The sequence below is a fragment of the Microbacterium sp. 1S1 genome (assembly GCF_008271365.1).
Classification (GTDB): Bacteria; Actinomycetota; Actinomycetes; order Actinomycetales; family Microbacteriaceae; genus Microbacterium.
Genome location: NZ_CP043430.1, coordinates 1,124,264 through 1,138,624, shown reverse-complemented (window position 1 = coordinate 1,138,624; position 14,361 = coordinate 1,124,264). Strand labels below are relative to the sequence as shown.

Genomic DNA, 14,361 nt, shown 5'->3' with positions numbered 1-14,361 from the left:
TGGCAACGCAACGGCGTAGCGCGCACCGCTCACACGTCGTCTAATGTGTGTGGCCTCGAGCTGCGAGAAACTCCGTCGCCGTCTCAACCTGAAACTGCTCGTCGACGTAGCTTGCCGGAGTGAGGTTTCGGGTTACGAAGAGGGTGCTTAGGTGAAACTCCTCGCCGTCAGGGGGGTCGCCGATCCCGAGACGCGTCGCAATGCTCGCGACGTGGGGCGCTAGTTCGCTCTCCTTGCGGGCGAGCTGAGTTGTGTAGCTGGGCTTGGTCCCGCGGTCTCCTACCTGGTCGCGGAAGAAGGTGCGCAGTTGTCGCGCCGTCTCAGCGAATCCATGCACCGACGCAGGGTCCTTCGCCTCGATCAACCAGATGGTGCTATCGCCAGGGCGTCCGCACACGAGGTCGACCTCGGTGGTGAGAGTCGGCACGCCGAGCCGCGCGTGGTCGTTGGGTTTCACGCGGGCGACCGTGGTGTAGCCGAGTTCCTCTAGCCGGTTCTGAAGGAATCTCTCGAACCGAATATTGCGGCGCGCACGGCGGTCCGCAAGCGCGTTGCTGACAGGCTGAGGAACGTCTCCCGCCCAGGGAAGAACCCCTTGGAGGAGGTGGCGGTAGTAGACCTGAAAGGAGGTCAGCAGGTACTGGGGGCTGACAATGAGTCGTCCATCCGAATCTTGCACCAGCGGTTGCACGAGGAGCCGATGGCGCCGAGTGCGCGTTTGCCAGGGCTTCCACTCCACGGCTTGCATCTGGACGGCCGTGCTCGTGAGCATCTCGATGGCAGCTTCGACACGCGATCTTTGCGACTCATCCGCGCCCGAGCCCAGCGCATCACAGACCCACACTGTGGCCTCGGCCACGGTGACGTGGGCAGTCGTCCTGCCTGGCTCAAACGTCTCCCACTTTGCGAGCGCGGCGAGGGTGGAGAACATGTCCTGCGACGTCGCTCCCCATGCCTGCTGGAACGCATCTTCGACGTGGTCTTCTTCGTTCGCCTGTTGCAGCGAGTCGTCGTCTTGCGTGCCGTGCAGCCGAATGCCCGCAGCTGCACGGGTCAGTTCGTCGTTTCGTAGGCCCCACGCCGATGCGTCGGGATGCGGATCGTCGTCCACGGTCAGCTCGTACATCGGGCTGAGGGTGATGACTGCGGGCGCGACTTGGTGATACATCCGCTCGCTCAATGTGGTCGCGGTGAGGTACGCATCTGCGGCGGCAAGGAGACCGCTCCATGCCTGAGGAGTGATCGGCTTCGTCGCCGCCGGCTTGTCCAGGATGCGCAGGGCGGCTTCCACCACGATCTCGTTACATTGACGAAGCTGAAGTGTCTCCGCCGAGAGTTCGGCCGTGCGGGTGAGCGGATCCCATTCGGTCGAGAGATTCGCTGCGACTCGGGATAGATCGTCTTGCTGATGAATGGCGCTGTCCATCACCCTCGCCAGTTGCTCCATACCCGTCAGCACCACCTCGCTCCCATCGTGGCTCTTGATTCCTTCAGTCAGGGTTTCGAGAGCAAGGGGCGCAAGATGTTCGCGGATAAGTCGATTCGCATCATCCGCTCGGTACTCGCCAGGTTGAACGCCGGCATCGTGGAGTCGTCGCCCCAACGCCGCAACCATACGGCTTTCGTCAGAGGGTCGTAGACGCCACGGATCAGGCAGGTGATTGAGAGTGGTCCGTGCCTGCTTCATCTCCAAGATGAGAAAGGGTTTCGCTGTGCGCCACTGGTCGCGGAGCGCCGCTGCGGTGTCGACATCCATGCCTCCCGCGCGGAGCAGATCGAACACTGCGTCCGCTGTTAGGAGATTCGCCGCCTGCGGATCTCCATTCGCTGAGTCGGCGAAGCCCTCGACATCGATGCGCCACAAAACGTTGACCGGTTCGTCGATGGCACGCACATGCGGGTCGAGATACGGCGTGACCACGCCGGACGATTCACCCGGGACTGCTTCCGATACGTGGAGGTAGAGGACGTATCCGGGCACATCGATCGCCTGGTGCGCGGAACGCCATCGATCACCAAGCGCAGCGAAGCCGTAGATTAGCCCGCCGCATAAGTCGAAGACGAACCGTCGGTGGTCGGTAGATGCTGCCTCTAGAACCCCCCGTGCCACGGCAACGGGGGGTTCGGTGAGAGCGAGCGACCACCCGTCAACACTCGGCGCGGTGTTGACACCGCGGGTGGCGTCATACGTGGGGTCGCCTGCGATTATCGCGACGTTTGCGACGGGCCCCGGGGCGACTTCTGCCGCTCGGAGGTCTCGAATTGGTGGAAGCCCAACCCCGATGAGCGCCACTTCGAGATCCGATAGCTCTACCGCTCGATCCCACTCGGCCTCGCCCGCGTGCGCTTCAAAGTAGACGGCATTGGGTACCACACCACCCTTGAAAAAAGACTTGCCATTAGCTTTCCACGGCTCCCAGTAGTTGATCGCCTCCCACCCGAAGCTCTCAGGGAAATCGGGAGCGCTCAGATCCCGCGCGAATGCGTAAAGATCATCGTCGGACGTGGCAGTTTCCGCAATCCATGTCAGGTCTTCAAGCGCGAGTTTTGCCTCGCCGACCGCCTGCGGCACAGCGATGTGACCGGGCGCCGCGAACACCGTCAACGGGATGACCTCCGCGCCCGACTTGATGGTTCCGCGTCGCCCGCCCGCCATCCGCACCGGCACAGGGCCGGATTGCGCCCTCACCTGTTTCGCCAGCTCCACTGAGCCGATGTATGGCGGCGGCGAGGCCCCCAGGTCGGGGACGTAGATGACCGAGACGGCGATGAAAGTGGACGGATTCACTGGTACCAACCACTGAACGTCAATCCCTCGAAGCGGGATGGCGGCGCCTTCGCTGGAGGGCGGGGGTTCGATCAACTGGTGGGAGAAACGCCACAGGGCTTGACGGATCTGGTTCAGGCAAGAGCTCCGGAGGGCCTTTCGTGCTTGGCTGTCTCGGTCGAGCGCAGACACCAGCTCTCGGGCGGCATGAGCCATGATCTCCGGGATGAAGAGTGGCGGCACCCATCGGTGTCCACCCGCCGTGTCAGCAAAGCGAAGGAACCTTTCGAACGGACTGGAGAGACTCTCCACGTCGAACGCGGCCCTACTTGCGGAGTTCGTCATCCATTCCAACGCCCTTTTGTCAGCCTCACCGAGTTCGATGTGGTCGAGGGGATCCAGGTTGAGGAAGGCCCGCGTCGCTTCATACTCAACGTCCGGCAATGAGACCTCATCGTTGAGCTCCAGGTCCGGGGCTGGTACCCATGCGTCCGCAAGGTGGCGCACGCAGAAATCGCCGTACCTCATCGCCACGTTCACCACGTTCGCGATACCGAATCGAAATCGCCGGTGGAGGCGACCGTCTACCGCTTCCGCCATTCTGAGCGCACGCGTGAGGTCGGCGACCGGCCGTTCGGTGAGGCCAGGCACCGCGCGCAGCGGCTCAGCGCCGACGGCGAGGAAGACAGTTCGGGTGGGGTCGGTGGCGATAAAATCTTCACGCTCCAGTCCGATCCCATAGGTGGTAGCCGCTAGATCGGACAGTGCTTGGATCGACGGCAGCGGTTGGTACTCGTCCGGCGCCGGAGCGGCGGAGGCTCGTAGCGCAGCCGCGAAGCTGCTTCCCAATGTCACCGACCGATGCCTGTTGCCCGGGGACGTGGCGGCGGCGAAAATCAACGTCCAGAGCTCGTCCGGATCGTACGCTGACAAGGCCAGTTCGAGTGCGTCTGGCTCCCGTTGCACGGTGCTCACCGCCGACCGTTGAGATCGAGGCCGCTTGTTTCTACGAGTGTTTTTGCTCTTCCCCACGCAAGCATTCAAGCGTAGGCCAACGACATCCTCGTTGATTGCTACGCGTTGAAAGCGTTGCGCCGGGCAGGAAGGTGGCAAGAGTTGGGGAGCCGCCTTGAAGGCGCACGACATGCCCCCTACAACGCCGCTGCTCCCGGTCCAGGAGCGCTTGACCGCTCTCACCTTCGGCACCACACGGGGATGCATACACGCAAAAGCGCGCGTAAGATAATGCGTGTACGCACTAACTAGATGCCGCCACGAGGAGGCAAGATGGCTGTGAAGAAGAGTCGCACCCGTGCCTCCTCAGCTCGCGTCGCCGCCCGCGAGACGACTGTGAACCGCGGCACCGCGACAGGTCGATTCCTCGACGGGAAACCGAAGCTCGTCGTGGCGACCAAGGCCCCAGAAAAGACCGACGTACAAGCCGGTGTTGAGCGCCTTGCACAGGTGGCGAAGACGTCAAACGTCGACGTATCCGTGTTCAACGCACTCATCGACGAGCTCGCCGATGCCATGACCGACCGTCAATCGACCGAGCTGGGCCTCACAGAGCAGCAAGCCGACTTCCTGATCGAGTCCGGCGATTTCACTCCGGAGGAGTTCGCCGAGGCAGCCGCATTCGTCACCAGCGGTGGGCTCGCCAAACTCGAACGCGAGACTCACGTGCGCGCCCTAACCAACACCTACACCGCATCCGAAGTCGCAGCGCTCCTCGGCATCGATGCCTCCAGTGTGCGTCACCGCCAGAGCAAGAACACCCTGTACGGCTTCCGGGCGGGAAGGATCCGCCTCTACCCTCGATGGCAGTTCATTCCCGGCGAAAAGGTCTCGACGATCCCCCACCTTCCCCTGCTCGTCCGAGCGATCCCGTCCGACTGGGATCCGGCCGACGTCGAAGGCTTCATGACTACACCTCAAGACGACTTGCGGTCGAGCGATGAGTCTGTCGACCCCCAGGAATGGATGACGCCGATCGAGTGGCTGGCTGCCGCGAAGGATCCTGCACCCGTAGTGGACATCCTCGAAGACGCCGACATCACGTGAGCCCGTCGAACGCGAAAGTCCCCGCAACACCCCCGGCGCCGCTCACACTCGACGCTCGTGAGCACCTGAGATCATTCGATGGGATCCTCTGGCGGGTCTTCGCTACAAGAGGTCCTCACCCGCAGGCGTGGGATGAGCTGCGGCACTTCGGGCCGATCAGAACCATGCGCTTTGACCCGCATCCCGAGCCACAGCAGCATCATGCTGATTATGGCGTGATGTACGCAGCTGCTGGATCTACGACAGCTCTCGGCGAGGTTTTTCAGAAGGGCCGACTAATCAATCGGCGCGTTCGTGGAAACACCCTCGCGGCTTGGCGTCCGACGCGTGAGCTTCGGTTACTGGATCTCACCAGCAACTGGCCTGTAATCAACGGGACGACCTCTTCGATCCAGATGGAGCCTAAGCGATACACACGGAACTGGGCGAATGCGATCCATGACCAACTTGGGTCGAGCATCGACGGGCTCTACCACGTGTCATCGATCGACTTCGGCCCGATGGTGACGCTGTTCTCGCCTGCCGAGGACTCGTTCCCGCAGTTGCCGTTGGTGCACACCCGACTGGACTCCTCCAGTGCGAACGTGTACCTCGCGAAAGCCGTGAAGAGACTCGGCTACCGCGTCAAGAAGTAGAACCACCCCAGGACGGCAATCTGCGATCTCGGATTATCAGATGACGCTCGATCCCCCCGTACGCTCAGTGCTATGACACAGCGTTCCACCTTGCAGACTCTCAGCGGTGCTGTCGAAGGATTCCGGGACTTCGCGGCGGCGATCAAGAGTGGAGTGCCCACGGTTCGAAAGGGGTCGATGGCGGAGGAAGATCAAGCCCTCGCAGGAAACATCGTCATCCCTCATGCCATAGTCTCCGGGCTCGTCCTCACCGTTGCAGACCACGTATCCGCCTGGGCGGAGCTTGCCGCCAGCCCCGAAGAGGACGTGTTGCTCCTTCATATGCAGGCTGACTACACCTTGTTCCGTCCTGTGATGGAGGGGCTCGTGGAGGTGATCTGGATTCTGGATGGTACCGATTCCCCTTCTAGAGTCCGCAGGGCACTTGAGATTGCTCGTATCGAGCACAGGCACGGGCTGAAGCTGACCAACGCTCTGCGCAAAGCGCGAACGCCGGATGACAAGACCGAACAGGGAATAGCAGCACTCGGACGTTTTCTCAGGACCACGGCGAGCAACCTCGGATCCGATCCGGAAGACGTTCTCAGCGCACCATTGATCGATCCCTCCTCGATCACAAGGAAGATAGCGAGTCGCGTTCCGGGCCCCACATTGCAGACCTTCAACTATTGGGCGATAACCTCGGCCCACGCGCACGGGCAGTTCATCACCACTCTGCGCCACGCGATCGAGACGCCCCCATCTACGCCTCAGATGGGCGGGGCTCTGTACGAACCAGACGAGGAGCTGATTGCAGACCTCATCGAGTTCATTGGGACGCTGCTCGAGATCGCAATCAACCTACTAAACGAACAGGGTTACGAGCTTCGACGCTAGAGCTGTCCTGCTTGGCCGACGGGGAACGCTGGGTCGCCGAGATGCGCGCCATGGGGATTCAGAACTCCGTGAGGCGAGATGTCCGACCCGATCCGTATGATCGGATCAGCCCCTTCGTGAGGCAGTGAACTTAGCGCTTTACATCGGACTTAGTCCGATTTCATCGCGATTCTGACACCCCTCGCCCTGCTTTTTCCATTCACATGAATCCACCTCGGTCCTCCGGGCGTAGGCTGGAAGGAAGGACGGACCGTCCGAGAAGATCTCCCGGCACCGTGCCCGCCCGGGAAGGAGCCCGAAAAGTGGCTCAGTACGACGTCTCGAACCGCTCGGCGATCGTGACGGGAGCAGGCAGCGGCATCGGCCGCGCGGTCGCGCTGCTGCTGGCGCAGAACGGCGCCGCCGTGGTGGTGAACGACCTCAACGCGGAGCACGCGAACGCGGTCGTCGAGGAGATCCGCGCCGCCGGCGGCACCGCGGAGGCGTCGATCGGCGACGCCACGGACCCGGCCTGGATCGCGTCCTCGGTCGAGCTCGCGAACTCCCTCGCCCCACTCCGCATCGGCGTCAACAACGCCGGCATCGGCGGCGCCACCGCGCCCACCGCGGACTACGAGGACGACGCGTGGGACAAGGTGATCGCGATCAACCTCAACGCCGTGTTCCGCAACATGAAGGCGCAGATCCCTTCGATCCTCGCCAACGGCGGCGGCTCGGTCGTCAACATCGCCTCGATCCTCGGCAGTGTCGGCTTCGCCGGCTCCCCTGCCTACGTCACCGCCAAGCACGGCGTCGTCGGCATGACGAAGACCGCTGCGCTCGAGTACTCGGCGCAGGGTGTCCGCGTGAACTCGGTCGGTCCCGGCTTCATCGACACTCCGCTGCTGGCAAACATGGGCGACGAGGCGAAGGACTTCCTCGTGTCGAAGCACCCGATCGGGCGCCTGGGGCAGGCGGACGAGGTGGCGAACCTCGTGGTGTTCCTCGCGAGCGACGCCGCCAGCTTCATCACCGGCAGCTACCACCTGGTCGACGGCGGCTACACCGCCCTCTGACGAAGAAACGGCATCCGGCTGCCGGGAACCCGAATCCCGGCGGCCGGATGCCGCGGTCGGCGATCGAGAGCCCCCGCTCCGTTCTCGCCGCAGCCGTCACCGCCCGGGGATCCGAGAGCCCTTGAAGAGGATCCCGAGGCGGTGAGGCGGGTCTGCACCCCTCCGTTATCAGGCGCTCATCGCGTGCAGTTCGCGCGACGCCGCCTCCAGCGACAGGTCGGGGTCGGTGAGGTCGAGTCCACCGGTGGAGCCGGCCGCCCGCATGAGGCGAGCCAACAGTGGCCGGTGCAGCGCGACCGTTCCCTCGACGACGAAACGGATCGGGATGGACGCGTGGATCCACAGCGTCTCGGCCCGGTCGGCCCCGGTCTGCACCGTGAGCGCGAACGGCTCGTTGCGACGGAGCTTGGTGACGGTGGCGGCCCGAAGGTGAGCGAGCAGCTCGTCGTCGACCTCGATCGGAGCCGCGTTAGCGTACGTGAGCGTTCCCATGTTCTTCTCCTCGTGGCAGAAAAGCTGGACGAGGATAGTTTACTAGTTTAACTAGTTAAATCAAATCGATCAGGGAAGATCGCCGAGTTCGTCGGTGAGACGCCGCAGGAAGCGCGAGATCACGGCCACCTGCTCCGACGTGAACTCGCCTTCGACGGCTGCCACGCGCTGCGCCAGCTCATCTCCCTGGCCGTGAAGGTCACGGAGGGAAGGGCGCAGGACCTTGGACCGGGCATCCAGGGGGTGCGGCGCCACGACGATCTGCCCGCGCTCCGACATCCGTCGCACGACACTCGTGACCGCCGCCGTGCTGATCCCGAGGTAAGTGGCGAGGTCGCGGGGCGTGACGGGCTTCTCGACGGGGGCGGTGCCGATGAAGTGCATCGCCGCACGGTCGGTATCGTTGGGTTCCCTCCGGGCGGCGAGGCGTCGGTTCAACTGCGCGTCGGCGCGGCGGAAATCATCGACATCGCGCGCGAGCGCAGAGGTCGTGACGTCAGTGCTGATGTTCCCCATGCAGGTGATCCTCCTTCCCCGACCCCATGGTACCTCGACAGTCTGACAGTAAGGCTGACTAGCGATATTCCTGGACGACCAGGGACTTCCAGAGGTGAGAAGATGGATCTCTGCCCCCGAAAGGATGCCATGCCCGAGCGACTGACTCTCGAGGAGGCGTCGTACATCCGCTACGCCGACCTTCTCGCCCGTCTGGAGGAACTCTTCCCCTCCGTCTCGCGAGGCCGGATCGAGCAGATCATCGGCGCAGAGACCGATGCGATCACGGGCGGCCTGCTGCGGATCATCCCCGCCGAGGTCGAGACGGGCGCCATGGAGATGCTCGAGCGAGAGGCCGGTTCCAGCCACGAAGGAGAGGTCGCGTGACCGACAGCACCGGCGAGTTCCACGCCTCCGGCTACTGGTACCCCGACAGCGAACGCGCAAGCACCGTCGACGTGCTCAACATGCTGCGCCGATACCGTTCGGCCGAAACCGCCATGCGCGCTCGCACCCGCGCCTCCATGGGCATGAACGAGACCGACCTCGTCGCCCTGCGATTCCTGCTGCGCGAACAGAAGGCCGGACGCATCGTGCGCCCGATCGACCTGGCCCGCATGCTGGACATCTCGACCGCGTCGACCACCACGCTCATCGACCGGCTGGAGAAGGGCGGGCATGCGCGCCGCGAGCCGCATCCCACCGATCGCCGCGCCGGCATCGTCGTGCCGACCGTGAGCAGTGACGACGAGGTGCGGGCGACGCTCGGCGCGATGCACCGCCGGATGCTCTCCCTCGTGGACGACCTCTCCGACGAGGAGCGCGCGGTGGTCATGCGGTTCCTCGTCGGGATGACCGCCGCGATCGAGGAGGCGGCAGAGGCCGACGCCCAGCACGGCGGCACGGAGCTCGTGGAAGAGCCGGCCTAGTCCGACCCGTGCTGCGGGCGCCGCTCGTCCAGGAAGCCCGCGAGCAGCACCGCCACGATCGCGGCCACGGGTGCGACCACGAGGCCGACGCGAAGGCTCTCCGTCTCCGCCAGCCACCCGACGAACGGCGGCGACAGCAGGAACCCGAGCCGCAGGAGCCACGACACCACCGTGAGCCCGACACCGGGTCGCAGCCCCGGAAGCTCGTCCGCGGCATGCATCGCGGCGGGGATGAGCGTGGCGATTCCGAAGCCCACGGTCGCGAACCCGACGATCGTGCCCGGGACACTCGGGAACAGCAGAGCGAGCGTCATCCCGACGGCGGCGATGAGGCCGCCGACTCGCGCGACCCAGCGCTGCCCGAAGCGGTCGGTCATCGGGTCGCCGAGCAGACGCCCGACGAACTGCGCGCCGACGAGGGCGATGAACCCGAGCGGCGCGACGGCGGCCGCCGCCCCCAGGGAGTCACCCAGGTAGAGGGTGGCCCAGGAGTTGCCGGCGTCCTCGGCGATGGCGCCGGCCATGGCGATGAGGGTCAGCGCGATCACGGCCACGATGGTCCTCGCCGGGACACCACGGCGGACCGCGCCGGCGATCTCCTCGGGCTCCGCCGCCGCGTCCTCCTCCGACTCGTCGTCGCGGCCCGGCAGGCAGAAGCGGAGGGCGACGAGGGCGACCGTCGCGAACACCGCGGTCGAGATCCCCAGGTGGACCGCGAGGGGGAGCTGCACGGCGATCGCGCCCGCGGCCATCACCCCGCCGAGCACCGCACCGATGGACCAGATGGCGTGGAAGGAGTTGATGATGGAGCGCCCGTACCGCCGCTGCACGCGGAGGCCGTGGGCGTTCTGCGCGACGTCGGTGACGGCGTCGGAGGCGCCTCCGACGAACAGCGCGACCGCGAAGAGGAGGCCGGTCGGGGAGAGCGCCGCCGACAGCAGACCGAGGCTCGTGAGGACGGTGCCGATCACCGCGACACGCCCCGACCCGAAGCGACGGATCAGCGTGGCCGCCAGGAGTCCCGCCGCGATGGCGCCGGCGGGGAACGCGGCGAGCGCGATCCCGTAGCCGAGATTGTCGAGGCCGAGGGCGGCCTTGATCTCCGGATAGCGCGGCAGGATGTTCGCGAACAGGGCGCCGTTCGTGAGGAACAGCGCCGAGACGGCGATACGCGCGCGCTGCGTCGCACGATCCACCGCTGTGCGTCGAATCGATTCGATGGAAGTCACGGATACGACCGTACCCCGTCGGCGGGGCTGCCCGCGACCGTGCGCGAAGAGCGGTGAAAGCCCGGCACGAGCCCGTACCGGATGTCGTCGGCGGGATCTACGCTCGGAGCATGAGCGAGCTCACCCAGCCCACCGGTCGCGAGGAATCCCTGATGGCGCTCCCCCGAGACGACGGCTCCGCACCCCGCGCGCTCGTGCTTGGGGCCACCGGTTATATCGGCGGACGCCTGACCCCGCGCCTGCTGAACGCCGGGTATCGGGTCCGCGTCCTCGCGCGCGACGCGGCCCGCGCGGCCTCTTTCGGCTGGGGCGAGGACTGCGAGATCCTCGAGGGGTCCGCCGACGACGAGCGTGCCGTGGCCTCCGCGATGGACGACGTCGACGTCGTGTACTACCTCATCCACTCCATGTCGGCGGGCAAGGGCTTCGAGGAGAGCGACGAGCGCGCAGCGACCACCGTCGCCACCGCCGCCGCCCTGGCCGGAGTGCGGCGCATCGTGTATCTCGGCGGCCTGCATCCGGACGACGCGAGACTCTCGCCTCACCTGCGCTCGCGGGTCCACGTCGGCGAGATCTTCCTGCAGTCGGGCGTGCCGACCCTGGTCTTGCAGGCGGGCGTGGTGATCGGCTCGGGCTCGGCATCGTTCGAGATGATCCGGCATCTCACCGACGTGCTGCCGTACATGCCGGCGCCGAAGTGGGTGCGCAACCGCATCCAGCCCATCGCCGTGCGCGACGTGCTGCATTACCTGCTCGGCGCCGCGCGGGTGGGCGACGACGTGAACCGCGCGGTCGACATCGGGGGCCCGGATGTGCTGCGCTACGGCCAGATGATGAACGGCTACGCGGTGGAGGCCGGGCTGCGGCAGCGCGCCATCGCGGCGCTCCCTGTCTTGACGCCGGAGCTCGCGTCGCACTGGGTGAACCTGGTCACCCCCGTGCCGCGGTCCATCGCGCGCCCCCTCGTCGCGTCGCTGCAGAACGAGTGCATCATGAAGGATCACGCCGTCGACGCGCTCATCCCGCGGCCCGAGGGCGGCCTCACCCCGTACCGCCGTTCCGTGGCCCTCGCCCTCGGCCGGGTGGACGCGGACGCCGTCGAGACCAGCTGGCAGGACGCCGAGGTCACCGGAGCACCGAGCGACCCGCTGCCGAGCGACCCGGACTGGGCCGGACGCACCGTGTTCACGGACAAGCGCTCGGTCGCCACCCGCGCGTCCGTCGCGGAGCTGTGGCGCGTGATCCTCGGGATCGGCGGGGAGAACGGCTGGTACTCGTCACCGCTGCTGTGGGCTGTCCGAGGGCTCATGGACCGCGTCGTCGGCGGCGTGGGGCTGCGCCGCGGACGCCGGAGTCGCACCGCCGCCCGCGTGGGGGATGCGATCGACTTCTGGCGCGTGGAGGCGGTGGAGCAGACCGAGACCGGGCGGCTGCTGCGGCTCCGCGCCGAGATGAAGGTGCCGGGCGAGGCGTGGCTCGAGTTGCGCGCGGTGCCCGACGGCGAGGGCGCCCGCTACGAGCAGCGTGCCGTGTTCTTCCCCCGCGGGCTGCTCGGCCGGTTGTACTGGCTCGCCGTGCTGCCCTTCCACGGACTCATCTTCTCCGGCATGGCCGCGCGGATCACAGCGGCCGCGGAGGCCGGCGATCACGCGAGTTCAGGCGTCCCGCAGGAGGACGTGCCTGAACCGGCGTGATCGCCTGAGCTCTCGCGTTCAGTCCGCGCGGGGTGGAGCGTCGGCAGCGGCAGCGTCGGCAGCCGGGGCTTCCATGGCGGCATCGACGGCAGCGTCCACCTCAGAAGGCGGGACGATGTCGATCGCCTCGGTCGCGGCCTCGTAGACCTCGGCGAGGGTGTCGTCGACGGTGTCTTCGTCGATCCAGGCGAGGTCGTCCTCCGAGTGGTCGTACTCGACGGGCACGAGCGCGAAGTCGTCGCCGTACTCCTCGAGCCCGGCCATGACGCTGTGCCGGACCGCCGCCCTGGCGTACCGGTCGCGCAGGATCAGCGGATCGCGCCGCAGGTCCTTCATGAACGCGATCATCATGAAGGCCATGATGATCGCGAACGGCAGCGCCGCGATGATCGTCGCGTTCTGCAGCGACTGCAGGCCGCTCCCCTCGGCGCCGCTGACGAGCAGCACCGCGGCGATCACGCCCACGAGCACACCCCAGACGACCGCGACCCAGCGCGACGGCTCCGGGCGGCCCTGCTGCGACAGCGTGCCCATGACGAGCGAGGCGGAGTCGGCGCCGGTGATGAAGAAGATCGCGATGAGGAGGATGAGCACGATGCTGGTGACGAGCGGGAACGGCAGGTTCGCCAGCACCCCGAACAGCACCTCCTCCGGCGGGTCGACGACGAGCCCGGCGCCCTCCATCTGCTGCTGGATCGCCGTGGTACCGAAGATCGCGAACCAGACGAGCGAGATCGCGGACGGCACCACGATGACGACCGATACGAACTGGCGGAGCGTCCGCCCGCGCGAGATCTTCGCGATGAACATGCCGACGAAGGGCGACCAGGAGATCCACCACGCCCAGTAGAAGATCGTCCAGCTCGACAGGAAGGCCTCCGCGGCCTCACCCTGCGAGGCGGAGCGGCCGATCATGGTGGGCAGGTCTCCGAGGAACTGCACCGCGACCGACGGGATGACGTTGAGGATCAGCAGCGTGGGACCGACGAAGAAGACGAAGAACGCGAGCAGGATGGCGACCACCGCGTTGATGTTCGACAGCGCCCGGATGCCCTTGGAGACGCCCGAGACGGCGGAAGCGATGAAGCACGCGGTGAGCACCGCGATCACGGCGATGAGGATGCCGTTGCCGAGCGGGCCGATTCCGCTGACGAGCTCGACGCCGTGGCCGATCTGCAGCGCCCCGAGGCCGAGGGAGGCGGCCGTGCCGAACAGGGTCACGATGATGGAGAAGATGTCGATCGTCCGGCCGACCGGGCCCGTGGTGCGGTTCTCCCCGAGCAGCGGAGCGAAGATCGACGAGATCAGCGGTGTACGGCCGCGGCGGTAGGCGCCGTACGCGATGGCGCCGCCGACGAGCGCGTAGAACGCCCAGGCCTGCGGACCCCAGTGATAGAGCACCTGCGTCTGGGCGGTGTGCATGGCCTCGAGGGTGTTCGCCTCGACGGTGCCGGGCGGCGGGTTCTCGAAGAACGTCAGCGGTTCCGCCGCACCCCAGAACACGAGGCCGATGCCCATGCCCGCGGCGAAGAGCATGGAGATCCACGAGAACATCGAGAACTCGGGCTCCTCGTCGTCGCGGCCGAGCGGGATGCGCCCGTACTTGCTGAAGCCGACGAACAGCATGAAGACGAGGATGATCGTGGCGATCGTCGTGAAGAAGAAGCCGAAGTACTCCACCACCCAGGCGAGCACCGCGCTCGTGGTTCCGGCGAGGTTGTCGCCCGCGAACACTCCCCACGCGATGAAGGCGAGCGCGAAAGCGGCGGCGACGCCGAAGACGAGCGGGTCCGTGCGGTACGTGCGCCCGGTCTCCTCGACCGAGACACCGGGGACCAGCGCAGGGTGGACGCTACGCGGCGGGACCGTCGTAATGTCACGGACGATCTTGCGCGCGGCCTCTGAGGCCTTCGCCGCCTGGCGGTGCGTCCCGGTCACGACGGCGTCGGTGCGCGGACGGGTCGGGGATCCTGCGGAGCGTTCGGTGTGCTTCTCGTCCGGCGTATCCATGAGAAACCATCTTTCCACGTGCGACGCCCCGGCGCGGGCGCACGTGAATTCAGGCCGCCGCGCCGGCGCAGGCGGATCGGGCGCAGGACGGCCTGAACCCGCGTGATCGCCTGATCCG

Annotated in this window: 12 protein-coding genes; 7 read left to right on the top strand and 5 right to left on the bottom strand. The window is 66.3% G+C overall.

Features of this window, described 5'->3' with window-relative positions; translation table 11 throughout:
* Positions 1 to 40 precede the first annotated feature (40 nt).
* Positions 41 to 3,742, bottom strand: a complete 3,702-nt coding sequence (locus FY549_RS05670; protein ID WP_061016788.1) for a hypothetical protein — start codon at positions 3,740 to 3,742, stop codon at positions 41 to 43.
* A gap of 312 nt (positions 3,743 to 4,054) precedes the next feature.
* Here FY549_RS05670 and FY549_RS05665 point away from each other — a divergent pair, with 312 nt between their 5' ends.
* The 4 genes from FY549_RS05665 (at position 4,055) to FY549_RS05650 (ending at position 7,394) form a co-directional block, all read left to right on the top strand.
* The gene (locus FY549_RS05665) at positions 4,055 to 4,828 is read left to right on the top strand and encodes a hypothetical protein (protein ID WP_061016786.1); all 774 of its coding nucleotides are present in this window, start codon (positions 4,055 to 4,057) and stop codon (positions 4,826 to 4,828) included.
* Complete coding sequence (locus FY549_RS05660) at positions 4,744 to 5,463, top strand: RES domain-containing protein (RefSeq protein WP_149084205.1); 720 nt, start codon at positions 4,744 to 4,746, stop codon at positions 5,461 to 5,463. The genes FY549_RS05665 and FY549_RS05660 overlap by 85 nt, the downstream gene beginning before the upstream one ends.
* 72 nt (positions 5,464 to 5,535) lie before the next feature.
* A complete protein-coding gene (locus FY549_RS05655; protein ID WP_149084204.1) occupies positions 5,536 to 6,339 on the top strand; it encodes a hypothetical protein in 804 nt (267 codons plus the stop codon).
* A 302-nt stretch (positions 6,340 to 6,641) separates the two neighbouring features.
* Positions 6,642 to 7,394 carry an SDR family NAD(P)-dependent oxidoreductase gene (locus FY549_RS05650; RefSeq protein ID WP_149084203.1) on the top strand — a complete coding sequence of 251 codons (753 nt, stop codon included), beginning with the start codon at positions 6,642 to 6,644 and terminating at the stop codon, positions 7,392 to 7,394.
* 168 nt (positions 7,395 to 7,562) lie between these two features.
* On the opposite strand, the gene FY549_RS05645 is transcribed toward FY549_RS05650, so the two are convergent.
* Both FY549_RS05645 and FY549_RS05640 read right to left on the bottom strand, forming a co-directional pair.
* Positions 7,563 to 7,886, bottom strand: coding sequence for a hypothetical protein (locus tag FY549_RS05645; RefSeq protein WP_149084202.1), 324 nt, complete (start codon positions 7,884 to 7,886; stop codon positions 7,563 to 7,565).
* 69 nt (positions 7,887 to 7,955) lie between these two features.
* On the bottom strand, positions 7,956 to 8,402 hold the full coding sequence (locus FY549_RS05640; RefSeq protein WP_149084201.1) for a MarR family winged helix-turn-helix transcriptional regulator: 447 nt from the start codon (positions 8,400 to 8,402) through the stop codon (positions 7,956 to 7,958).
* A 129-nt stretch (positions 8,403 to 8,531) separates the two neighbouring features.
* On the opposite strand from FY549_RS05640, the gene FY549_RS05635 reads away from it, so the two are divergent.
* Complete coding sequence (locus FY549_RS05635; protein ID WP_149084200.1) at positions 8,532 to 8,768, top strand: hypothetical protein; 237 nt, start codon at positions 8,532 to 8,534, stop codon at positions 8,766 to 8,768.
* Positions 8,765 to 9,310, top strand: coding sequence for a MarR family winged helix-turn-helix transcriptional regulator (locus tag FY549_RS05630; protein ID WP_259614098.1), 546 nt, complete (start codon positions 8,765 to 8,767; stop codon positions 9,308 to 9,310). The genes FY549_RS05635 and FY549_RS05630 overlap by 4 nt, the downstream gene beginning before the upstream one ends.
* Here FY549_RS05630 and FY549_RS05625 read toward each other — a convergent pair.
* Positions 9,307 to 10,530: an MFS transporter gene (locus FY549_RS05625; RefSeq protein ID WP_259614220.1), complete on the bottom strand. Its 1,224-nt coding sequence runs from the start codon at positions 10,528 to 10,530 to the stop codon at positions 9,307 to 9,309. The two genes, FY549_RS05630 and FY549_RS05625, sit on opposite strands and share 4 nt — an antisense overlap.
* A 119-nt stretch (positions 10,531 to 10,649) precedes the next feature.
* On the opposite strand from FY549_RS05625, the gene FY549_RS05620 reads away from it, so the two are divergent.
* Positions 10,650 to 12,233, top strand: coding sequence for an SDR family oxidoreductase (locus FY549_RS05620; protein ID WP_149084199.1), 1,584 nt, complete (start codon positions 10,650 to 10,652; stop codon positions 12,231 to 12,233).
* Positions 12,234 to 12,251: 18 nt separating this feature from the next.
* Here the strand turns inward: FY549_RS05620 and FY549_RS05615 are convergent, their stop codons facing one another.
* Positions 12,252 to 14,243 (bottom strand): BCCT family transporter, encoded by a 1,992-nt coding sequence (locus FY549_RS05615; protein WP_149084198.1) that lies wholly within the window; start codon positions 14,241 to 14,243, stop codon positions 12,252 to 12,254.
* Positions 14,244 to 14,361: the final 118 nt, after the last annotated feature.